Below are 21,177 nucleotides of genomic sequence, written 5' to 3' on the forward strand. Positions count from 1 at the left end.
ATTACTAAAAACTAAATTTAATTTTCTCCCAAAATGTACCTTCATAATCTAATGAGTAACCCGTTATACTTTTATATAGCCAATCAGATAAAATTTCTGCGGGTTGTAAATTTAATAAAGTGATTTTTTCTTCACCTCCTGTTTTTTCAATGTTGCCAATCGTAAAATATGTTTTGCTAAATTCATATGAATTTATAAGATTATTTGTCATTGGTAATCTTTCCTGTACAAAATTTTCTAATTCTTCTTCATTAGATACATCAGACCTACCTGAAATATCCCATTTTGAAACAACTAATATTATATTAACTGATTTTAAATGATTACCTCTCCTTTCTAATTCTCCAAAGAACTCATTAATGAGAGAGTCGTCTCTGTGTGCCGTATCATAACTAGTTACGACAATTATGTTTAATGGGATTTTAGCGTTTAAATACGCATCAATACTACTGTGGTAAGAACCCCCACGGGAAATGTCAAGATGATTCCCACCAGCTGTTTCTAAAAACGTTAAATCTATTGGTGGAACTTTTTTAGATTTATTATTTGGTTCAAATACAAAATCCATTCTTGTAACTTTATCACGTGTCGTTCTATTTGGTAGGATTCCTTTACTAATATTTTCAAAAAAATCTGCTAATAAAACCTGTGCTTCTTTGGTATTTGGCGTACTTAATTTAGGTCTTAAAACACCAGCTTTAGACCTTAAATAATATAAAATCGCCGATAAAATTACAGATTTTCCAGATGCAGAAACACCGAAAAAGAATACAAAATTACTGTCTTTATTTTTTATTTCATTAGTGTTAGCATTAGCTAATGGAACAAAATCTGTTGGCGTATTGTTGGATGTGTCAAATGAAATTGGCTTTAATACATCTTCATCTTCAAAAGATAATGGTTTTAGGTTGTCGTCGTTCATTTTATTTTAATTTTTTCCAATTAATACTTTACCACTTCTTTTGTTGCCATTGAAGACACTTGCATTATTGTTTGCACTCCCATTACTTGGTGTTACTAACAAAACAATAATAACAATTACAAAATCCAATAATATACAACCCATTAATACAACAAATTGATACATGCTAAAGTTTTTTACTGCGTGTTCAAATGCAAATCCGATTTTCCCTACATCCTGTGTTTTCGAAACTTCTGGAGTAAATCTAAATTTGTTTTCTCCTAAAATTGAATGTGCACGATTTCCTAATTTATTATAGTCAGATAATGATTCATCAATCAATCCTTGTGAAATATCATCTTTTTCTTTTTTAGAAAGCAATAATAAGTCTTGAATTTTTTTATTCCATTTCAAAACTGCTCCTTCAATATCTCTTTTCAAATTTCTTTCGTCAGGTGATAATTGAGTAATCATATCGTCTATTTGTTCTCCCATTCTTAAAGCTAAATCTTTATAATCATTGTTCACTGCTTTAAGTAATGTCATTTTTTTTCCAGTTAATTTTTCAATGTCACGAATTATTCCGTTTGCCTCTGTACCAATTCCTGGATTTCCTGGGTCAATAATTTGCAACATTAATTTTTTCTTTTCAGTTTCAACATTTCCAGCAATTTTTTTGTCAATTGCATATTCTAACTTTGATTCAACATCAGATTCTAAATTATTAAACCTTTGGTTGATATCTCTCAATTCTGTTGTATAAATATCGGTTCTCATAAATCTAGTGTACAAAGCATTAAAATTTGCTATAAAGCAAAAAGATGCAATAAAAATATAGATTCCAACCAAACTTGAAGTTGAACGACCTTCAATTTTTGCAACTCTAATCATCCAAACTAAAAACAATAACAAAAGCGACAGAACCATTGCAATAACAAATGATGCTGGACCAAAAATTTGGTCTAATCCAAGCCAAGTTTGATAAAAACTTACACTAATTAATAATATGGCGAGAATTGCCAAAAAAAGGTCAGTAGCACTAATTGATTTTTTACTCATTGTTTTTTATTTATAGTTAATTATTGGTTATGATTTATTTTTTTCTATGATTTTTGGCAGAATATCATTCAACTTTGTATATACTCATTTTAAAGTATCTACCATACCCCCCTTATTGTGCATATTGTCGCTATTCATAGTGCATAACAATTAAATGCATTTGCAGTAATTATCTTCCAAATAATCCAAAAAAGCTTTTCGTTTGTTTTGGTCATTAGACTATCTCATCTATTGATTATCGTAAAATAACACTCAAAAATAATTAAGCTGATTTAATCCGTTTTACGGTTTTCCTCATTTGGGTCAAAAAAGAATACATTATTTTTTTAATTTCATGGAAAAGCCTATTTTTTGTTGGGTCGAGGAGGCTACAAAGAAACTTGTTTTAGAAAAACATCTTAACCTAAATTGGTTTTTGAGCTTCAATTACCTTTGATTAAAGCTAATTATGATGCCTAAAATCCCATTGAATAAAGTCAACGGCTATTCAAGGAATGAGGGGATTATTGGAGTTCGTGTGTGGAACTTATGGGATTGTAGGTTGAAATGGGTTCGCGTGAGGGATAGTAGCAGCTACCGAAGTAGCGCGTATAGCCCGACCGGAATAGCAAAAGGGTCTTCTCAACGTTACGCTGAGAAGACCCTTTTTGGTATTGTGGTCACGCCCAAATGGGGTTTATCCTTTGATTTGTTTTAAGGAGGTTTTGATTCCTTTGATTAAGGAAGAACTGAATCCGTGTAGTTCCATTTCGTTTAGTCCGGCAATGGTACAGCCTTGTGGTGTGGTTACGCGGTCGATTAATTGTTCCGGGTGTCCTTTTTCTTCGAGCAGCATTTCGGCAGCGCCTTTTACGGTTTGTGCGGAGATGGCTAATGCGGTTTGCCAGTCAAATCCTATTTCGATTCCGGCTTGCATGGAGGCGCGAATGTACCTTAGGGCAAATGCGGTTCCGCTGGCGGCAAGTACTGTTGCAGCATCCATTAGTTTTTCGTCGATGATGGGTGCGGTGCCTAATGTTTGAAAAAGGGCTACGGTATCTTGTGCTTTTTCTTTGTTTTTTTCGTGAAATGCGATACAGGTTGCTGAGGCGCCAAACTGTGCGGCTATATTTGGCATGATTCGGACAGCGCTATTGGACTCGCCTATCTTGTTTTGAAGATTTTCGATTGATAATCCGCTTACCGCCGAAGCGATTACTTTGTTTGAAATTGCAGGAAGGATTTCGGCCAAAACAGTATCTACCTGATACGGTTTTATGGTCAGGATGATGACATCGGCTTCTTGAATTTCGTGTGTATTATTGGTTGAAACGGTTACCCCCAGTTTTTCCAGATAGAGGATACTGGCGGTGTTTCGTCTGGTTACGGTTACTTGGTTTTGTGATGCAAACTTTGATAATCCTAATGCGATAGAAACGCCTAAGTTTCCGCCGCCAATGATGTGTACTTTCATGAGCTGTTCTGGTTTTCCTATCCCCGGTGCTCTAAAGGAAAGCGCGCCGATAGGGGAATTTGTTGGTTGTATTGGTTTAGTTGTTTATTTGGTTCAAAAAATATACTATTGCGTTTTTCACTTCTCACTTCTCACTTCTCACTCTTCACTTTTCACTTCTCCCTTTTGACACTTTCTAAAATCCCAAAATCATTTTTGCTATCGAAAAATAAATCAGAATTCCACATATGTCATTACTGGTGGTTATAAATGGTCCGGTTGCCAAGGCAGGGTCAATTCCGAATTTGTCTAATAACAACGGAATGAATGTCCCAATTAATGAGGCTATAATAATTACTGAAACTAGTGCTATGGTTACGATTATGCCTATAATGAACTCTACATTGAGCAAAAAATGACTGCCTAAAAACAAGATGGTTGCCAGAATGACTCCGTTGAGCAGACTCAATGAAACTTCTTTGATTAATCGGTTGAATAAAGAGCCACTCAAGGTATTGTTAGCCAAACCCTGCACGATAATTGCCGAAGATTGTACGCCAACATTCCCCGCCATTGCCGCAATAAGTGGCGTGAAAAAGAATAAATTGCCGTGTTCGAGCATCGCTCCTTCAAATAAACCAAGTACTCTTACAGTGATGAAACCGCCTAAAAGTGCGAGTACTAACCAAGGCAAACGGGCTTTGGTCAATTCCATAATGCTGTCATCGGCCTCAACGTCTTGTGAGATACCTGCTGCCAACTGGTAATCCTGATCGGCTTCGTCCTTGATTACATCTACGATATCATCAATGGTGATTCGGCCTACTAATCGGCCCAGTTCATCAACTACAGGAATGGCTTCTAAATCGTATTTTTGCATGATACGCGCTACCTCAACATCTTCAGTATCTACTTTTACGGAGTTCAGTTTTCGGATGTACACATCGCTGATGGGTGTTCTGGAAGAAGTGGTGAGTAAATCTTTGAGCGACAATCGGCCTTTTAATCGGTCTTCGTCATCGACTACATAAATAGAATGGACTCTGGAAATGTTCTCGGCCTGAATGCGCATTTCTTTGATGCAGGTAAGTACGTTCCAATTTTCGTTGACTTTTACCAACTCTTTGTGCATGATTCCTCCGGCTGTATCTTCGTGATACCGCAACAAATCAACAATATCCTTGGCATGCTCAACGTCTTGAAGTTCTGATATTACTTCGGCTTTGATGTCCTGAGAAAGTTCCGCAATAATATCGGCCGCATCATTGGTTTCGAGTTCATCGAGCTCTTCTGCAATCTCTTTTGGCGAAAGCCTTTTTAAGATATTTTCACGCAAATCATCTTCTAATTCCAGAAGAATCTCCGCCGTTTTATCACTGTCTAATACTTTGAAAATATAGGTCGCCTCTTCAAAATCAAGCTCGTCCAGAATTTCGGCTATATCAGCATGGTGCATGTCATTCAATAAAACTTCCAGTTGCTGGTCGTTTTTACTTTGAATGAGTTGCTCTAATTCATGAATTAGTTCTTTGCTGATTTTAAACTCCATCGGCTTCTATTTTTTGGGTAAGTTCTATGAACTGTTCTACACTAAGTTGCTCCGGGCGAAGGTCAAAAACACTGTCTTCCCTGAGATTATCGGACAAATTTAAGGTTTTTAAACTGTTACGCAAGGTTTTTCTGCGTTGTTGAAAAGCGGTTTTCACGACTGTAAAAAACAATTTTTCACCGCAAGGCAAACTGAAATCTTCTTTTCGGCGCAAACGCAAAACACCCGATTTTACTTTTGGCGGCGGATTAAAAACATGCTCGTCTACGGTAAACAAATATTCGGCATCGTAAAAAGCCTGAGCCAATACCGACAGAATTCCGTAGGTTTTGCTTCCTTTCTTTTCGCAAATGCGTTCGGCTACTTCTTTCTGGAACATTCCGGCAAACTCTGGAATCTGGTTTCTCATTTCTAATGTTCTGAAAACAATTTGAGTCGAAATATTATACGGGAAATTCCCGATTATAGCGAATTGCTTACCGTCAAAAACTTCGTTGATGTTGTATTTCAAGAAGTCTTTTGAAATGATTTTGTCTTTTAGCTTTGGGTAATTGGCATCTAGATAGGTTACTGATTCAGTATCAATTTCAATCACATACGTATTGATGGGTTTGTCTAATAAATATTTTGTCAAAACACCCATTCCCGGACCTATTTCTAACACATCGTCATATCCTTGTAAATTCAAAGTGTCGGCGATGGCCTGGGCGATGCTTTCATCTTTCAGGAAATGTTGTCCGAGGTGTTTTTTAGCTTTTACTTTTTCCATATTGTCATTAAGAGGCTGTGCCGTCTCGCTTTATTTTTGGTTTATTTTTCCCGAATGCGCAATGTGTATATTCGTAATCATTTATTCTACATGTTTCCAACGGATTAAAATCCATTGCTACAATATGCCTCGTTCCTACATGTTTCCAACGGATTAAAATCCATTGCTACAATATACCTCGTTCCTACATATTTCCAACGGATTAAAATCCATTGCTACAACATACCTCGTTCCTACATATTTCCAACGGATTAAAATCCGTTGCTACAATATACCTAGTTCCTACGGAACTCTTATGTTACAAGCTAGAGTCACTAAAACTAATGCTCGCTTATCAACTCCAGTTCGGTTCTGAAAGTCAACATTCGATCACCAAAAAGTTTGGTCCCTTCATCCCTAAAAGCAGGCGCGTCTTCCTGATAATATTTCTCTAAAGTCTCTTTGCTGTCGGTAGTATATTGAACCGAATAAGTAACCCCGCCCATCTCTTCTTCGACTAAAACGCGAACCATTCGCGCTCCGGAGAATTTACCTGTAGCCAAAACTTCCGGAATGTGTTTGTGTTGCATCCAAATCATCCATTGATCGTGAACGCTTTCGTGTATGTTTGTGGTGACGTTGTATATAATCATTTTAGGTATTGGGTTTTGGGTGTTAGGTTTTGGGTGTTTGGTGTTGGGTTTTGTATTAAATTATAAATTGGTGTCTCCTCTTAATTGTCTGTATTTTCGCCTTGCTTCTACAAAATAAATGCTGTCTTCGTGAGCAAAAATTATTTTTTCATATAATGGCTTTGCCTTTTCGGGCAGTTGCAATTGTCTGTTATAAATTTCTGCCGAAAAATATAAGGCTTCGTCTATGTAAATTCCGTCGCTGTGCTGGTCAATAATAGCTTGGTATTGGCTTAAAGCCAAAGTAAAATCCCCTCGCTTTTCGAAAATTTTTCCCAACCGCAACAACGTGACTGCTTCTATTTCCTCTCCTTTGTGTTTTTGCAAAATGGTTTGAAACTGAATGATCGCTTCCTGAATTCTGTTTTGATACAAAAGGAAATCGCCTTTTGCAAATGCCGCCAAAGCTGTTTGTGTCGAATCGGCAACGGTATTGTCATTAATCAACAAGAAATATTCTAAAGCATCATTAGCAATCAATTGCGTATTGGCTGATTTCAATTCCTTGAATTGCTTCAAAGCCCACACAAAATCGGTTTTGAAATAACTGGTTTTAGCCGCTTTTAAACTCGCTTCATGCGCCACAATATCATTCTTTAAATCCAATTCTATTTGGGAATAATACAATAATGCCTGATTGAATTTTTCTTCGTAAAGCAGAATATCCGCCAACTCCATTTTGGCCTGAGCCTTTTCATACTCATTCAACGGTAATTCGAGCGCGCGCTTTACAATGGTTTTTCCTTCTTCGGGATTTTTCATATTAAAAGCTACAAAATATGCCTGAATCAGCTGCAAAGATACAGTAAAAGGACTTATTTCAAATTGTTTCAGCAAACCGGCTAATTCTGCGTTGATCGTTTCAAAGTCTTTTTCCGGTGCCGTTTCTATTTTCATTGTTATCAAATAGGAATTGGCTTGAATCAACAACTCTAAATCTTTGGTGTTTTCTAATACAAAACCTAAAATTTCCTTTGCCGCTTCGGGATTGTTTTCTTCAATCGCCAATTGTCCTAAATTCACAATATTAGCAAGGGATTCCGGATCGCGTCTGTAGATGGCTTTTTCCTGAATAAAGGCTTTTTCGAACTCTTTTTGCTGCACATAAAACCAACTCAAATAACGGTTCCAAAAAATATCCTGATTTTTTTGAGTTCGAAGAATTAACGATTTTCGCAACATTTCCTTGAATACTGAATCGCCTTCATCCGTCATGAAACGGGCAAGTTGATTTTGAATCAATATTGAATTCTGCGGATTGGCAAACGCTTCGTCCAGAAAAGTCGAAATCATCATTTCCTGATTTCCCAATTGTCCGTAAAGCAATCCAACTTGGTAATTGAAATTAAAATTAGGTTCTAATGTTGCTGCCGTTTGGTAGGATTTCAACGCATATTCCAACAGCACTTTTTTCTCAAATGAATTTGAGATTCCGTAGACTTCGTTTGGATTTTTTTTGATTCGGTCTAAAGCCTGTTCGTAGTAATTTTGGGCTTTGACATCGTTTTTTTGCAACTGAAAATTATAACCTAATTCCACCAAGAGTGTGCCTTGTTTGTATGTATTGAACCGCTCGGTAATAGCTTTTTCAGCCGTATCAAACTGCTGTAATTGCTGGTAACAATCTATTGTTCTGAGAAAATATTGAGAATTTTGAGGGATGCTCTTGAGTAACTCTTCGTAACTGATTTTGGCTTTCTCAAAATCGCCTTTATCATAATAATACTGCGCTAATTGTTCGTTTTGCGAAAAACAAACCAATGAAAAAAACAAGGAAATATGTAGCAAGAGTTTTTTCATTGTTACTTTTTTTATGAAACAACACTTAATCCAAAGTCATAAAAACCGCAAATTCGCAAATTATTTTAAATTCAATAAAAATAAAATTTGCGAATTCGCGGTAAATAAAAATGGACTAAATTTAGTCTATAATATCAAACCCGCAGAACGGACGCAATACTTCCGGTATTACAATTCCTTCCGGTGTTTGGTAGTTTTCTAAAATTCCAGCCAGCACTCTTGGCAAAGCCAATGAACTTCCGTTTAAGGTGTGTGCCAATTGGTTTTTTCCGTCTTTGTCTTTGAAACGCAATTTCAAACGATTGGCTTGAAACGTTTCAAAATTAGATACTGAACTGATTTCTAACCAACGTTCCTGAGCGGTAGAATACACTTCAAAATCATACGTCAACGCGGATGTGAATCCCATATCGCCACCACAAAGACGCAATATTCGGTACGGCAATTTTAATTCCTGAAGGATTCCTTTTACGTGTTCTACCATTCCGTCTAAGGCTTCATACGACTTCTCCGGATGTTCTACTCGTACAATTTCGACTTTGTCAAATTGATGCAAACGGTTTAATCCACGAACATGCGCACCGTAAGAACCTGCTTCTCTACGGAAACATGGCGTGTATGCTGTACATAAAATTGGCAATTCGTTTTCGTTTAAGATTACATCTCTAAACAAGTTGGTTACCGGAACTTCGGCAGTTGGAATCAAGTATAAATTATCTGTAGCGTCGTGGTACATTTGCCCTTCTTTGTCCGGCAATTGTCCCGTTCCATAAGCAGAAGCTTCGTTTACCATGTGTGGCACTTGCATCTCTTTGTAACCTGCTGCTGTATTTTTGTCTAAAAAATAATTGATTAAGGCACGTTGTAATTTGGCTCCTTTTCCTTTGTAAACCGGAAATCCTGCACCCGTAATTTTCACTCCTAATTCAAAATCAATGATGTCATATTTTTTTACCAATTCCCAATGTGGCAATGCACCTTCATGCAAAACCGGGACATCTCCTTCTTGAAAAACGTTTAAATTTTCCTCAGGTGTTTTACCAACCGGAACAATATCTGCCGGAAGATTAGGTAACGTATATAATTTTTCGGTTAATTCCAGCGCAAGTGCATCGGCTGTTTCAGCTAATTTTTTGCTTTTTTCTTTTAACAGAACTGTTTTTTCTTTTAAAATGGCCGCTTTTGATTTGTCGCCATTTTTCATCAATTCACCAATGTCTTTGGATAATTTATTAGATTCTGATAAAATTCCGTCCAACTCTACTTGCGTAGCGCGACGTTTTTCATCCAGTTGTACCACTTCTTCAACAACAGATTTGGCATCCATATTTCTTTTTGCCAAAGCGTTGATTACTTTCTCCTGATTTTCTCTAATAAATGCGATTTGTAACATAGCTTAATTTTTTAAACGCTAACTTTTATAATAACGGTAGCAAATTTAAGGAAATGTTTGGGACTTATAAGACAAAGTTTTAAGGAAAAGGAGAATATCCTGATTCAAATGCATTGGACTTTTTTTAAACACATAGAATCATAGAAAAATTAAGACTGAAAAAAGTTTGATAGCATTTCATTTTCACATAGCTATACATTCTAAATAAAATGAAATGCCTTTTTAACAGACTAAAAGTTATGTTTCTATGTGTTTAAAAATAAAATCTACTATTCTCTTTTGATTTCGTGTCCTACAAATTCTTCCAAAGCGGCGAACATATCATCTACAGAAAGCACTTCGAAATCCGGATGTGTTTTTAGAAAAGTAGCATTCAAAGTAATCAAGTTTTCTTCTATTTCGAAAAAAGTGTCGTCATTGAGCAAATCCCGGACAGGATTTACGCCTTCTAATTTTCCTTTTAGAAATTTATTGAGCTTTACACTGCTCATTAATCTCACTTTTTTGGATTGTTGTTGAAATAATGCCAAATGCTTTTCGGCTCCGATTAATGCCAAACCTTCTTCTATCAGTTCGTTTAATTCTTTGTTCCAACTCGAATTATAAACAAATTGAGCAAAATTTCCTTCGGAATACTGCGACAGATAATAATCTAAATAATAACTCATCAAAGCATCTTCGTGAATCAAATCATCGTTAACTCCTTCCTCGCGCATTAAGTTGATTACTGAAATATTAGAGTGAATCACATCTTGCAGGTTTTCACTATTCATTGCGGTTTCTGAAATAATTATTCGACCAAATTCCATACGTTTTTATATTTTAAAAAATGTGCTGCAAATTTGCACCAAATAATAACACGACACTTCTTTTTAGTATTCTAGTTTTCTATTATTTTCTTCGTCATTGTATTATTAAGAAAACAAGCAACAGAAAATTTTATTAGTTTTGTTACACCAAATTTTAAAAATAAAATAAAATGAAAAAAGTTATTCTTTTAGCAGCCATCTGCTTTATGTCAATTGGCGCTTTTGCGCAAGCTCCTCTAGAAAATGGTGCAAAACAATTAAATGCAGGTCTTGGAACATCAGGATGGGGAACTCCTATTTATGTTGGTCTTGATTATGGCGTTGGAAATGACTTCACTGTTGGCGGTGAACTTTCATTTCGTTCGTACAAAGAATCTTATGGAGCGGTAAATTACAATTCTTCCATCATCAGCATTGCAGCAAATGGAAATTACCATTTCAACACTTTATTAGACATTCCTAGTGAATGGGATTTTTACGCAGGACTTGGACTTGGTTATTACATCTGGAACATTGACAATGATTATCCCGGAAGCAATAACTCAGGAATTGGAATTGGAGCACAAGTTGGCGGAAGGTATTTCTTTAACGATAATTTTGGTGTAAATTTAGAATTAGGCGGTGCAAATGTGACCAGCGGAGCTAAAATTGGAATCACTTACAAATTGTAATTGATTTGCTAAAATAAAATAAGGGCCATCTAAAAATTTAGACGGCCCTTTTTTATTAGAAAAAAGTTTCTAGATAAATTTTCTGATGCTCATCAAAATCCCAAGATGAAGCCCTTCGTGAAAATTATTGAAAACCATTGCATCTACCGCGCTTTTTAAAACAAAACCTGTAGAAGTTGGATATTCAGCAAAATCTTTGAAGATTTTCTTTTCAAAATCGGCTTCCGTTTGATCGATAGTAGCAAACAACAAATCCTTGATTTCGTCTACTTCGGCTTGTGTAACGATATGTTCCGGTTTGGTTCCCTTTCTGTATTTTTCAACTAATTCGTCCGAAATCATCATAGGCAAACCAGAGAATTTATACACTAACAATTGTTGTGTCACAACAATATGCGCGATATTCCAAATTAAATTATTGCTGAATCCTTCCGGAATCGTGTTGAGTTGTTCTAAAGTGTAGTTTTCTAAAAACGGGGCAATCATTCTTCTGCTCGTTCTGGTAATATCGAATGTTGTATTCATTTTTTTATGATTTGTAAATTTTCGATAAAAATAATCATTTTCCGTGTCAAATGAATTTTCTTTGCACAAAGAAATTGCTGTTAATATGGACAAAATATATTACCTCGCTTCCTGCGATACCTGCCGAAAAATTATAAAATCATTGCCAAAAGACCACAAACTTGTTTTTCATGACATCAAACAAGACCCAATTACTGTTGAAGAATTGGAACAAATGCGGGAACTATCCGGAAGTTACGAAGCGCTTTTCAGCAAAAAAGCACAATTATACAAATCAATGGATTTAAAAAACAAATCCTTGACCGAAGATGATTTCAAAAAATACATTTTAGAACATTACACCTTTTTGAGTCGTCCGGTTTTTATCATCAACGGCAAAATTTACATTGGCAACAGCCAACAAAATATGCATCAAGTACAACTTGCTCTGGGGAATGTCTAAAAGAAATCTCGCCTTAGTTGCCGCCACTTGCGTCTCCATCATTTACGGAGTCACTTTTACCATTGCCAAAGATGTGATGCCCAATTACATCGATGCTTACGGATTTATCCTTTTGCGCGCCGGCGGTTCTATGGTTTTGTTTTGGTTTTTTTGGTTATTTATGCCAAAAGAAAAAATTGCCTTCAATGATTTTCCCCGAATTATAGCTGCCGCTTTCTTTGGAGTTGCCCTTAATATGCTTACTTTTTTCAAAGGATTAAGCCTTACTTCTCCCATCAGCGCTGCCGTGATTATGGTTTCAACGCCCATGATTGTTTTGGCCCTTTCGGCCATTATCATGAAAGAGCGCATGAAAAAACGAATGATTTTCGGAATCATTCTCGGTTTAATAGGAACGGCTTTTCTTATTCTTTACGGAAAATCTATTGGCAACGCCACAAACGCCGGATTGGGAAATTTTCTGGTTTTGGTCAATGCCGTTTCGTATGGATTTTACCTGATTATCGTGAAGAAATTAATGGATAAATACAATGCCTTTACGTTTGTAAAATGGATTTATTTGTTTGGTTTTATTATGGTTTTGCCTTTTGGCTGGAGCCAATTTGAAGCTGTTGATTGGGCTTTGATGCCAACAGCTATTTGCTGGAAAATTAGTTTTGTTGTTGCCATTTCGACTTTCCTGACGTATTTATTGAATTTGCTTTCGATGAAAGAATTAAAACCAACCACAGTGGCTGTTTTTATATACTTACAACCTTTGTTTGCAACGATTTTTGCGATAAGCTTGGGGAAAGACGAATTGAGTTTGGTCAAAATTGGTTCGGCGGCATTAATATTTATTGGGGTGTATTTAGTAACCATGAAAAAAAATTAATCGCCCTGTTTACAACTGAATTCTGAAAAAAGAGCACTGAAAACTTTTTTCTTATCTTTGGACACTTTTAGAAAATAATATGATACAATCAATGACAGGTTTTGGGAAAGCGACTTTGCAATTACCTACCAAAAAAATTACAGTAGAAGTAAAATCCTTGAATAGTAAAGGCTTGGATTTAAATGTGAGAATGCCTTCACTATACCGCGAAATGGAATTGGGTTTACGCAACCAAATCGCACTAAAACTGGAAAGAGGAAAAGTTGATTTTTCTATTTTTATCGAAAGTACGGCTGAACAAACGTCAACCAAAGTAAATGTGCCGATTGTAAAAGGATATATCGAGCAATTGAGAGCCGTTTATGACCATGCTGATGAAACAGAACTGATGAAAATGGCGATTCGTATGCCGGATACCATGAAAATAGAACGCGAAGAAATCGACGAAAATGATTGGATTCAAATCCAAACTATTATTGAAGAAGCGCTACAAAATATTTTGAACTTCAGAAGAGACGAAGGAATGTCTTTAGAAAAAGAATTTCAATTGCGAATTGGCAACATTCGTCAATATATGACCGAAGCTTTGGCACTGGATCCAGAGCGCGTTCAAGCGATAAAAGATCGTTTGCAAACGGCTATTTCAGAGCTAAAAGTTAACGTGGACGAAAATCGTTTTGAACAGGAATTGATTTACTATTTAGAAAAATTAGACATCACCGAAGAAAAAGTACGTTTGACCAATCATCTGGATTATTTCCTAGAAACCATCAACGGAACCGAAGCTAACGGAAGAAAACTAGGTTTCATCACCCAAGAAATGGGACGCGAAATCAATACGATGGGTTCTAAATCCAATCACGCACAAATGCAAAAATTAGTCGTTCAGATGAAAGACGAATTAGAAAAAATCAAGGAACAAGTATTGAATGTATTGTAAGGTTTTGACATCTGAATAAACACAAATAGATACTGAACTAAATTCAGCATAAAATGAAAAAAGGAAAATTAATCGTGTTCTCTGCGCCATCCGGTTCCGGAAAAACCACCATTGTCAGACATTTATTAGGCAAAGAAGATTTGAATCTAGAATTTTCAATTTCGGCAGCTACTCGTGAAGCTCGCGGCGAAGAAGTAAACGGAAAAGATTACTACTTCATGTCATTGGAAGAGTTTAAAAAACACATTAAAGCCGAAGATTTTGTAGAATGGGAAGAAGTCTATCGCGATAATTTTTACGGGACTTTAAAAAGTGAAGTAGAACGCATTTGGGCCAAAGGTAAAAACGTGATTTTTGATATTGATGTAGCCGGCGGATTGCGTATTAAACATAAATTCCCCGAAGAAACCTTGGCTGTTTTTGTGAAACCACCGAGCGTTGATGAACTAAAAAGAAGATTGAAAGAACGCTCCACCGAAAGTGAAGACAAAATCAATATGCGCATTGCCAAAGCTTCTGTAGAACTGGCCACAGCGCCACAATTTGATGTAATTATCAAAAACTACGATTTAGATACTGCTCTGGAAGAAGCATATCAACTGGTAAAGAATTTTGTAAAATAGTGAATAGTGAAAGGTGAATTAATGAGAAGATATTCTCCATTTCACCTTTCACTATTTCACTTCTCACCTTTCACTATTCACCTTTCACTATTCACTAAATATGAAAATAGGTCTGTATTTCGGAACGTTTAATCCCATACACGTTGGTCATCTCATCATTGCCAATCACATGGCGGAGCACGCCGATTTAGATCAGGTTTGGATGGTCGTTACGCCACACAATCCACTCAAAAAGAAAAGCACTTTGCTCGATGATTACCATCGTTTGCAAATGGTGCATCTTGCCACTGAGGATTTTCCAAAAATCAAACCTTCGGATATTGAGTTTAAATTGTCACAACCCAATTATACGGTCAATACATTAGTTCACTTACAGGAAAAATATCCTAATTACGAGTTCTCTTTAATTATGGGCGAAGACAACCTCAAGTCGTTGCACAAATGGAAAAACTACGAAGCAATCTTGGCGCATCATGAAATTTATGTCTATCCGAGACTCGATGCCAAAGGTCAAACTACCGAATCTATTGCATCAGAAATACCGAATTTAGAACTAAAAAACCATCCAAAAATCCATATGATTGATGCACCGGTTGTCGAAATATCAGCTACTTTTATTCGGAATAACATCAAGAAAGGGAAAAATGTACAGCCATTGTTCCCCAATAAAGTTTGGGAATATATTGATCACAATAATTTTTACAGGAAATAATTACCCTAAAATCGCCTTCAATTCCACTTCAATATTCTGAAAAATGGTGTTTAAATTATCGTTTTTACCCGATAATAAAAACACTTCGGTACTTGGCATTTGTTTGCTGTTCCAGAGCAATTGCAGTTTTTTATCTTGAATAAAAAGAGCTGCATTTATATCCCAAACCACTGCAATTCCGGTGTTTTTCGAAAGTATTTCGAGCATTTCATATTCAGACGGAATAATGAAACTAGGAATCATCGACGGTCTTTTTTTATTAAAAACATGCAGCCAAAACAATTTGATATGAGGAATTCTGGCATCATAACTAAACCATTTTTGTTCATTTAGCCACTGCTCAACAGCAAGAAAATCTTTAGTTTTAATTTTTGCTTTTACTTCCGAAGCTTCAATATTTGTTGAGCCAACAATAATTTGTTTGATTTCACCCACTTTTTTCTGAATCGTATCAAACGTATCGTATTTTTGGGTCACCACAGCAAAATCAAGTTTTTTAGAATCGACTAATTCAAAAAGCGTATCATTTTCATGAAAGCTAAAATCGATAAAATCAAATTTCGAAATCAAACAACTTCCCAGGCTGCTCATCAAATGTTGTGAAATTCCGATTGAGATTAATCGGTTTGCATTAAATGCTTTGGCACGAAAACCATTCTCCACATTTTCCAATCGGTCTAATGCCTCGATGATTAAATTATTGAGTAACTTAGCGTATTCTGTTGGCTCCACCCCTTTTGACTTTCGATTAAAAAGTTTGTATCCTACATGCGCCTCCAACATTGATATTTGCTGACTAACAGCAGGTTGACTGATAAATAATTCTTTGGCTGCCAAAGAAAAATTCCCGTTTTTATAAACCGATTTAAAGGTTCTGTACCATTCCAGATTAACCATGATATAAATATATTTATCACAAACATAACTTAAATTATTTTTACTAATACCATATTAGCCGTAAATTTGTACAAACAAAATCAGTTATGAATAAAATTGCATTATTTGCTATTGTAGCATTAACTGTAAGTTGCTTTACTGCAACTGCACAAAAACTAAATAAAAAAGATATGAAAAAAGTATTATTTGTTGTTACTAGTCACGATAAACTAGGTAACACAGGAGAAAAAACAGGATTTTGGACAGAAGAATTAGCAGCACCGTATTACGCATTAGCAGATAAAGGAGTTCAGATTGATATTGCCACACCACTAGGAGGGCAACCGCCTATTGACCCAAAAAGTGAAGATCCATCTGCTGCAACAGAAGATACTAAAAGATTCGACAGCGATACCGCACTTCTTGCAAAACTAAAAAACACAAAAAAATTATCCGATGTAAATCAAGCAGATTATGATGCGGTTTTTTATCCTGGAGGTCACGGTCCGCTTTGGGATTTAGCCGAAGATAAGACTTCAATCGCTTTAATTGAATCTTTTTATACACACAATAAACCCGTTGGTTTCGTTTGTCATGCTCCTGGAGCTTTGAAAAATGTGAAAGTAAATGGGGAATTTTTAGTAAAAGGCAAGAAAGTAACCGGTTTCTCTAATACAGAAGAAGAAGCGGTAGGTTTAACTAAAGTGGTTCCGTTTTTATTAGAAGATGTTTTACAAAATAATGGCGCTACATATAGCAAAGTTGCCGACTGGCATCCTTATGCTGTTGAAGACGGCTTATTAATTACAGGACAAAATCCAGCTTCCTCAAAATTAGTTGCTGAGAAAATATTAGATCAATTAAACGCAAAAAAATAATCATGTTAAATTTTGAATTATACAATCCCACCAACTTAGTTTTTGGGAAAGGACAAATAGAAAAACTAACGACACTGGTTCCAAAAGACGCAAAAATATTATTGGCTTATGGCGGAGGAAGTATCTTTAAAAACGGAATCCATGAACAAGTCCGTAAAAGTCTGGAAGGATTTGATATCACCGAATTTGGCGGTATCGAAGCGAATCCACACTTTGAAACTTTGATGAAAGCCGTTGCCATTATCAAAGAACAAAAAATCAACTTTATTCTTGCCGTTGGTGGCGGAAGTGTAATTGACGGCGTGAAATTTCTTTCTGCCGCCGCCAATTTTGAAGGCAATCCGATTGATATTCTTAAGAAAAGAATCCTTTTTAGAGATGTCACTAAAGTCGTTCCTTTTGGTACCGTATTGACTTTGCCGGCTACAGGAAGCGAGATGAATTCTGGGTCTGTGATAACGATTGAAGCCACTCAGGAAAAACTAGATTTTGGCGGAAGTGCGTTGTTTCCAAAATTCTCTATTTGTGACCCAACGGCTATTGCTTCTTTACCAAAAAGACAATTACAAAACGGAGTTGTTGATGCTTACACGCACGTTTTAGAACAATATTTAACGTATCCACACGAAGGTTATCTTCAAGACCGAATTGCGGAGAGTATCCTTCAAACTTTGATTCAAGTAGGTCCGGACGTGGTTGAAAATCCTACGGATTATGCGTTAGCTTCAAATTTTATGTGGAGTTGTACGATGGCTTTAAACGGATTAATTCAAAAAGGAGTTCCTTCGGATTGGGCGACACACATGATTGGTCATGAATTGACCGCTTTGTACGGAATTGATCACGCCAGAACTTTGGCAGTTGTTGGTCCAAATTTGTACAGAGTGATGTTTGAAACCAAAAAAGGAAAACTGGCACAATACGGAAAACGTATTTTTAATTTAACCGGAACGGAAGATGAAATTGCGAACGAAGCAATCAATAAAACAGTTGAATTTTTCCACACGATGGGAATGCAAACTAAATTATCCGATTACACGAATGACTTCGAAAAAACAGCTGATTTTATAGTAAAAAGATTTGACGAAAGAGGCTGGATAGCTTTGGGCGAAAAACAAAATATTACTTTAGATAAAGTTAAAGCGATTGTAGAAATGAGTTATTAATTCAGAATAAAAAGGTCATAAAAAAAGGCGTTCCTACTAGTTTTGGAGCGCCTTTTTCAAATTACTAAAACAAAACTAACTAATTCAACCCTCATTTGTATGCGTAAAAACTTAATTTATAATGGTTTAAAACGTACAACCTGATTTTATATTGTGTAGAATCTACATTATTTTTTAATTTTTTTTAATTGGTGCTTTAGTGTTCCTTTTTTTATGTCTTTTGAACCGCTATCTTGGTTGAATTTTATTTGTATTATTACTAGTTTTTTAAGTACTTTTGATAAAATTTAATAAAAAAATGGCCGAAAATCTAAAATTTGCAGTAATTGGTGGCGGAAGTTGGGCAACAGCCATCGCAAAAATGTTATGTGTAAATCTACCCGAGATTTCATGGTACATGCGTAATGATGCTGCTATTGAACACATTAAAACTTACAAACACAATCCAAATTATATTAGCTCGGTAGAATTTGACACTACTAAATTAAAACTTACCAACGATATTAATGAAGCAGTGGCATATGCAGATTACATTATTTTTGCCATTCCCTCCGCTTTTTTAGATGCTGAATTAAATAAATTGACGGTTTCTTTGAAAGATAAAGTCATATTTTCGGCTATAAAAGGAATTGTTCCTGAAACAAGTTTGATTGTTGGCGAACATTTTCACTTTAAATACGACATACCTTATCAAAATATTGGTGTAATTACAGGACCTTGCCATGCCGAAGAAGTTGCTTTAGAACGATTATCATACCTGACTATTGCTTGTGGAGATTCCGAAAAAGCATCTATTGTAGCGAAACAATTGTCGAGCAACTACATCAAAACAAAAATCACAGATGACATCATCGGCACGGAATATGCCGCGATGCTCAAAAACATATATGCTATTGCCGCCGGAATTGCACACGGACTGGGTTATGGCGATAATTTTCAATCGGTGTTGATGAGTAATGGGATTCGCGAGATGAAAAAATTCATCAAGAAAGTACATAAAATGAAACGTAACATCAATGATTCTGCTTATTTAGGCGATTTATTGGTTACTGGATATTCCGTATTTTCGAGAAACAGAATGTTCGGAAATATGATTGGAAAAGGTTATACCGTTAAGTCTGCAATGATGGAAATGAGCATGGTTGCCGAAGGATATTATGCGACCAAAAGTGCTTACAAACTCAATCAGGGTTATGGTGCAAAAACTCCAATTATAGATGCCGTTTATGAAATTCTATACGAAGGAAAAAATGCTAAATCTGTTTTCAAAAAACTAACGGATCAATTAGATTAAATTGCGTTTTATACAATCACAACAAAAAATCAACTGGAATTATGAGCGAAAGATGGAAATATCAGATTAAAACCGGCGGAATTTGGGGTGTTTTTATGTCCGTTTTTATGATTTTATTCAACCTGAAAGAGGCTTCTTTTTCGGAACAAATTTCAAAACCCGAGTTTTTTATTCGTGCTGCCGCTTATATTGTAATTGGAATATTTGTCTTGGGTTATTTTACCTGGAAGTCTAAAAACAAGAGAGAAAACACTAAATAATCTAAGTTACAATAACGCCTTCTACAAATAAAATCGGTACTTCTTCTGTTGCCGTTTCGTTGATGGAATCTGCTTTAAAAATGAATTTTTTATCGTACAGTTTATCTCCAATAAAAAAGGTGACCATAAACTCATTGTTTAAAACCAGAACACTTTTTTCTATCATCTCGATTTTAACCACCGAAACTGCGGGAACTTGAACAAATGCATGACGCAAAAGTGAGGTTTTTTTCATTTCACCGTCAATGGTTCCAAAAGCTTTAGAAACGACCATAACGCTATCAATATCAAAATCGCTGTCGTTTACTAAATAAGCATACCACACTTTTTCCATAAAATCGTCACTCCATTCTTGAACAGCAGCCAGGAATACGTTTTCTACTTCGGGGATGATGATGTCTTTTTTCATAAGTAAGTCGTAAAGTCTAAGGTCTTAAAATCATAAAGTCGAAAATCTAAAAACAAGTATTTCTTTCGACTTTATGACCGTATAACTTTTGACTAAATTGAAGATTTAAATTGCTCTAAGAAACGAACGTCATTTTCGTAAAACATACGAATATCGCCAATTTGATATAGCAACATAGCGATTCTTTCGATTCCCATTCCAAAAGCAAAACCGTTGTATTCGTCAGGATTGATGCCACAGTTTTTCAAAACATTTGGATCTACCATTCCACAACCCATGATTTCTAACCAACCGGTTCCTTTGGTGATTCTGTAATCGGTTTCGGTTTTTAAACCCCAGTAAATGTCGACCTCAGCGCTTGGTTCCGTAAATGGAAAATACGACGGACGTAAACGGATTTTTGATTTTCCGAACATTTCTTTGGTAAAATATAAAAGCGTTTGTTTCAAGTCTGCAAACGAAACGTCTTTGTCAATATAAAGGCCTTCAACCTGATGAAAAATACAGTGTGAACGAGATGAAACCGCTTCGTTACGAAAAACTCTTCCCGGAGAAATGGTACGAATTGGCGGTTTATTTTCCTCCATGTAACGCACCTGAACAGATGATGTGTGTGTGCGCAACAAAATATCAGGATTGGTTTGAATAAAAAAAGTGTCTTGCATATCGCGCGCAGGATGGTATTCCGGCAGATTCAATGCGGTGAAATTATGCCAATCGTCCTCGATTTCCGGACCTTCAGAAACATTGAAACCAATGTTTGAAAAGATATCTATAATTTGGTTTTTTACCAATGAAATAGGATGACGCGAACCAATGATAACCGGCTCAGAAGAACGAGTCAAATCACCATAAAATCCTTTACTTTCTTCTTTGTTTTCTAAAGCTTCCTGAATTGATTTTACTTTTTCTTCGGCAGAAGTTTTAAGCAAATTGATTACTTGACCAAATTCCTTTTTTTGTTCGTTTGGAACGTTTTTAAATTCGGCAAAAAAGTCTTTCAAAAGTCCTTTACTTCCTAAGAATTTGATTCGGAATGCTTCTAGTTCTGCTGCGTTTTGTGTTGAGAAAGCTTGTGCTTCACCAATATATTCTTTTATCTTGTCTATCATTTTCATCCAATA

General features: G+C 35.9%; 23 protein-coding genes. 10 read left to right on the forward strand and 13 right to left on the reverse strand.

Annotation, left to right across the window (positions count from 1 at the left end; all coding sequences use genetic code 11):
• Window positions 1-4: 4 nt before the first annotated feature.
• The 9 genes from O6P34_RS03870 to O6P34_RS03910 form a co-directional block, all read right to left on the reverse strand.
• Complete coding sequence (locus O6P34_RS03870; protein WP_269686011.1) at window positions 5-922, reverse strand: hypothetical protein; 918 nt, start codon at window positions 920-922, stop codon at window positions 5-7.
• 6 nt (window positions 923-928) lie between these two features.
• On the reverse strand, window positions 929-1,960 hold the full coding sequence (locus O6P34_RS03875) for a hypothetical protein (protein WP_269686012.1): 1,032 nt from the start codon (window positions 1,958-1,960) through the stop codon (window positions 929-931).
• A gap of 676 nt (window positions 1,961-2,636) precedes the next feature.
• Entirely contained in the window at window positions 2,637-3,413 is a 777-nt protein-coding gene (gene proC, locus O6P34_RS03880) for a pyrroline-5-carboxylate reductase (RefSeq protein WP_269686013.1), read from the reverse strand.
• 175 nt (window positions 3,414-3,588) lie between these two features.
• On the reverse strand, window positions 3,589-4,941 hold the full coding sequence (gene mgtE / locus O6P34_RS03885) for a magnesium transporter (RefSeq protein ID WP_269686014.1): 1,353 nt from the start codon (window positions 4,939-4,941) through the stop codon (window positions 3,589-3,591).
• Window positions 4,931-5,710, reverse strand: a complete 780-nt coding sequence (rsmA, locus tag O6P34_RS03890) for a 16S rRNA (adenine(1518)-N(6)/adenine(1519)-N(6))-dimethyltransferase RsmA (protein ID WP_269686015.1) — start codon at window positions 5,708-5,710, stop codon at window positions 4,931-4,933. Before rsmA ends, mgtE begins: the two co-directional genes overlap by 11 nt.
• A 320-nt stretch (window positions 5,711-6,030) precedes the next feature.
• Window positions 6,031-6,342: a DUF4286 family protein gene (locus O6P34_RS03895; RefSeq protein ID WP_269686016.1), complete on the reverse strand. Its 312-nt coding sequence runs from the start codon at window positions 6,340-6,342 to the stop codon at window positions 6,031-6,033.
• 60 nt (window positions 6,343-6,402) lie between these two features.
• The gene (locus O6P34_RS03900; RefSeq protein ID WP_269686017.1) at window positions 6,403-8,181 is read right to left on the reverse strand and encodes a tetratricopeptide repeat protein; all 1,779 of its coding nucleotides are present in this window, start codon (window positions 8,179-8,181) and stop codon (window positions 6,403-6,405) included.
• Window positions 8,182-8,302: 121 nt separating this feature from the next.
• The gene (gene serS / locus O6P34_RS03905; protein ID WP_269686018.1) at window positions 8,303-9,574 is read right to left on the reverse strand and encodes a serine--tRNA ligase; all 1,272 of its coding nucleotides are present in this window, start codon (window positions 9,572-9,574) and stop codon (window positions 8,303-8,305) included.
• Between the two features lie 269 nt (window positions 9,575-9,843).
• Window positions 9,844-10,383: a DMP19 family protein gene (locus tag O6P34_RS03910; protein WP_269686019.1), complete on the reverse strand. Its 540-nt coding sequence runs from the start codon at window positions 10,381-10,383 to the stop codon at window positions 9,844-9,846.
• A 170-nt stretch (window positions 10,384-10,553) separates the two neighbouring features.
• On the opposite strand from O6P34_RS03910, the gene O6P34_RS03915 reads away from it, so the two are divergent.
• On the forward strand, window positions 10,554-11,054 hold the full coding sequence (locus tag O6P34_RS03915) for an outer membrane beta-barrel protein (RefSeq protein ID WP_269686020.1): 501 nt from the start codon (window positions 10,554-10,556) through the stop codon (window positions 11,052-11,054).
• A 69-nt stretch (window positions 11,055-11,123) separates the two neighbouring features.
• On the opposite strand, the gene O6P34_RS03920 is transcribed toward O6P34_RS03915, so the two are convergent.
• The gene (locus tag O6P34_RS03920; protein ID WP_269686021.1) at window positions 11,124-11,579 is read right to left on the reverse strand and encodes a DinB family protein; all 456 of its coding nucleotides are present in this window, start codon (window positions 11,577-11,579) and stop codon (window positions 11,124-11,126) included.
• An 85-nt stretch (window positions 11,580-11,664) separates the two neighbouring features.
• Here O6P34_RS03920 and O6P34_RS03925 point away from each other — a divergent pair, with 85 nt between their 5' ends.
• The 5 genes from O6P34_RS03925 (at window position 11,665) to nadD (ending at window position 15,170) form a co-directional block, all read left to right on the forward strand.
• The gene (locus O6P34_RS03925) at window positions 11,665-12,021 is read left to right on the forward strand and encodes an arsenate reductase family protein (protein WP_269686022.1); all 357 of its coding nucleotides are present in this window, start codon (window positions 11,665-11,667) and stop codon (window positions 12,019-12,021) included.
• On the forward strand, window positions 12,014-12,895 hold the full coding sequence (locus O6P34_RS03930) for a DMT family transporter (protein ID WP_269686023.1): 882 nt from the start codon (window positions 12,014-12,016) through the stop codon (window positions 12,893-12,895). Before O6P34_RS03925 ends, O6P34_RS03930 begins: the two co-directional genes overlap by 8 nt.
• A gap of 79 nt (window positions 12,896-12,974) precedes the next feature.
• A complete protein-coding gene (locus O6P34_RS03935) occupies window positions 12,975-13,835 on the forward strand; it encodes a YicC/YloC family endoribonuclease (RefSeq protein ID WP_269686024.1) in 861 nt (286 codons plus the stop codon).
• 53 nt (window positions 13,836-13,888) lie between these two features.
• Entirely contained in the window at window positions 13,889-14,458 is a 570-nt protein-coding gene (gene gmk, locus O6P34_RS03940) for a guanylate kinase (protein ID WP_269686025.1), read from the forward strand.
• Between the two features lie 100 nt (window positions 14,459-14,558).
• On the forward strand, window positions 14,559-15,170 hold the full coding sequence (gene nadD, locus O6P34_RS03945; protein ID WP_269686026.1) for a nicotinate (nicotinamide) nucleotide adenylyltransferase: 612 nt from the start codon (window positions 14,559-14,561) through the stop codon (window positions 15,168-15,170).
• On the opposite strand, the gene O6P34_RS03950 is transcribed toward nadD, so the two are convergent.
• Window positions 15,171-16,067 carry a LysR family transcriptional regulator gene (locus O6P34_RS03950; protein ID WP_269686027.1) on the reverse strand — a complete coding sequence of 299 codons (897 nt, stop codon included), beginning with the start codon at window positions 16,065-16,067 and terminating at the stop codon, window positions 15,171-15,173.
• Window positions 16,068-16,153: 86 nt separating this feature from the next.
• Between O6P34_RS03950 and O6P34_RS03955 the strand changes: the two genes are divergently transcribed.
• From O6P34_RS03955 to O6P34_RS03970, 4 genes are all read left to right on the forward strand, one after another.
• Window positions 16,154-16,924 (forward strand): type 1 glutamine amidotransferase domain-containing protein, encoded by a 771-nt coding sequence (locus tag O6P34_RS03955; protein WP_269686028.1) that lies wholly within the window; start codon window positions 16,154-16,156, stop codon window positions 16,922-16,924.
• Between the two features lie 2 nt (window positions 16,925-16,926).
• On the forward strand, window positions 16,927-18,090 hold the full coding sequence (locus tag O6P34_RS03960) for an iron-containing alcohol dehydrogenase (RefSeq protein WP_269686029.1): 1,164 nt from the start codon (window positions 16,927-16,929) through the stop codon (window positions 18,088-18,090).
• A gap of 298 nt (window positions 18,091-18,388) precedes the next feature.
• Window positions 18,389-19,384: an NAD(P)H-dependent glycerol-3-phosphate dehydrogenase gene (locus O6P34_RS03965; protein ID WP_269686030.1), complete on the forward strand. Its 996-nt coding sequence runs from the start codon at window positions 18,389-18,391 to the stop codon at window positions 19,382-19,384.
• A 41-nt stretch (window positions 19,385-19,425) separates the two neighbouring features.
• Window positions 19,426-19,644 carry a hypothetical protein gene (locus O6P34_RS03970; RefSeq protein WP_269686031.1) on the forward strand — a complete coding sequence of 73 codons (219 nt, stop codon included), beginning with the start codon at window positions 19,426-19,428 and terminating at the stop codon, window positions 19,642-19,644.
• Between the two features lies 1 nt (window position 19,645).
• Here the strand turns inward: O6P34_RS03970 and O6P34_RS03975 are convergent, their stop codons facing one another.
• A complete protein-coding gene (locus O6P34_RS03975) occupies window positions 19,646-20,053 on the reverse strand; it encodes a hypothetical protein (RefSeq protein ID WP_269686032.1) in 408 nt (135 codons plus the stop codon).
• 92 nt (window positions 20,054-20,145) lie between these two features.
• A complete protein-coding gene (pheS, locus tag O6P34_RS03980) occupies window positions 20,146-21,165 on the reverse strand; it encodes a phenylalanine--tRNA ligase subunit alpha (protein ID WP_269686033.1) in 1,020 nt (339 codons plus the stop codon).
• Window positions 21,166-21,177: the final 12 nt, after the last annotated feature.

It is taken from the genome of Flavobacterium lacustre (assembly GCF_027474525.2).
Classification (GTDB): domain Bacteria; phylum Bacteroidota; class Bacteroidia; order Flavobacteriales; family Flavobacteriaceae; genus Flavobacterium; species Flavobacterium lacustre.

Excerpts from the sequence above, each read along its gene's own strand:
- O6P34_RS03870 (WP_269686011.1), bottom strand. The coding sequence starts at position 922 with ATGAACGACGACAACCTAAAACCATTATCTTTTGAAGATGAAGATGTA.
- O6P34_RS03875 (WP_269686012.1), bottom strand. The coding sequence starts at position 1,960 with ATGAGTAAAAAATCAATTAGTGCTACTGACCTTTTTTTGGCAATTCTC.
- proC (WP_269686013.1), bottom strand. The coding sequence starts at position 3,413 with ATGAAAGTACACATCATTGGCGGCGGAAACTTAGGCGTTTCTATCGCA.
- mgtE (WP_269686014.1), bottom strand. The coding sequence starts at position 4,941 with ATGGAGTTTAAAATCAGCAAAGAACTAATTCATGAATTAGAGCAACTC.
- rsmA (WP_269686015.1), bottom strand. The coding sequence starts at position 5,710 with ATGGAAAAAGTAAAAGCTAAAAAACACCTCGGACAACATTTCCTGAAA.
- O6P34_RS03895 (WP_269686016.1), bottom strand. The coding sequence starts at position 6,342 with ATGATTATATACAACGTCACCACAAACATACACGAAAGCGTTCACGAT.
- O6P34_RS03900 (WP_269686017.1), bottom strand. The coding sequence starts at position 8,181 with ATGAAAAAACTCTTGCTACATATTTCCTTGTTTTTTTCATTGGTTTGT.
- serS (WP_269686018.1), bottom strand. The coding sequence starts at position 9,574 with ATGTTACAAATCGCATTTATTAGAGAAAATCAGGAGAAAGTAATCAAC.
- O6P34_RS03910 (WP_269686019.1), bottom strand. The coding sequence starts at position 10,383 with ATGGAATTTGGTCGAATAATTATTTCAGAAACCGCAATGAATAGTGAA.
- O6P34_RS03915 (WP_269686020.1), top strand. The coding sequence starts at position 10,554 with ATGAAAAAAGTTATTCTTTTAGCAGCCATCTGCTTTATGTCAATTGGC.
- O6P34_RS03920 (WP_269686021.1), bottom strand. The coding sequence starts at position 11,579 with ATGAATACAACATTCGATATTACCAGAACGAGCAGAAGAATGATTGCC.
- O6P34_RS03925 (WP_269686022.1), top strand. The coding sequence starts at position 11,665 with ATGGACAAAATATATTACCTCGCTTCCTGCGATACCTGCCGAAAAATT.
- O6P34_RS03930 (WP_269686023.1), top strand. The coding sequence starts at position 12,014 with ATGTCTAAAAGAAATCTCGCCTTAGTTGCCGCCACTTGCGTCTCCATC.
- O6P34_RS03935 (WP_269686024.1), top strand. The coding sequence starts at position 12,975 with ATGATACAATCAATGACAGGTTTTGGGAAAGCGACTTTGCAATTACCT.
- gmk (WP_269686025.1), top strand. The coding sequence starts at position 13,889 with ATGAAAAAAGGAAAATTAATCGTGTTCTCTGCGCCATCCGGTTCCGGA.
- nadD (WP_269686026.1), top strand. The coding sequence starts at position 14,559 with ATGAAAATAGGTCTGTATTTCGGAACGTTTAATCCCATACACGTTGGT.
- O6P34_RS03950 (WP_269686027.1), bottom strand. The coding sequence starts at position 16,067 with ATGGTTAATCTGGAATGGTACAGAACCTTTAAATCGGTTTATAAAAAC.
- O6P34_RS03955 (WP_269686028.1), top strand. The coding sequence starts at position 16,154 with ATGAATAAAATTGCATTATTTGCTATTGTAGCATTAACTGTAAGTTGC.
- O6P34_RS03960 (WP_269686029.1), top strand. The coding sequence starts at position 16,927 with ATGTTAAATTTTGAATTATACAATCCCACCAACTTAGTTTTTGGGAAA.
- O6P34_RS03965 (WP_269686030.1), top strand. The coding sequence starts at position 18,389 with ATGGCCGAAAATCTAAAATTTGCAGTAATTGGTGGCGGAAGTTGGGCA.
- O6P34_RS03970 (WP_269686031.1), top strand. The coding sequence starts at position 19,426 with ATGAGCGAAAGATGGAAATATCAGATTAAAACCGGCGGAATTTGGGGT.
- O6P34_RS03975 (WP_269686032.1), bottom strand. The coding sequence starts at position 20,053 with ATGAAAAAAGACATCATCATCCCCGAAGTAGAAAACGTATTCCTGGCT.
- pheS (WP_269686033.1), bottom strand. The coding sequence starts at position 21,165 with ATGATAGACAAGATAAAAGAATATATTGGTGAAGCACAAGCTTTCTCA.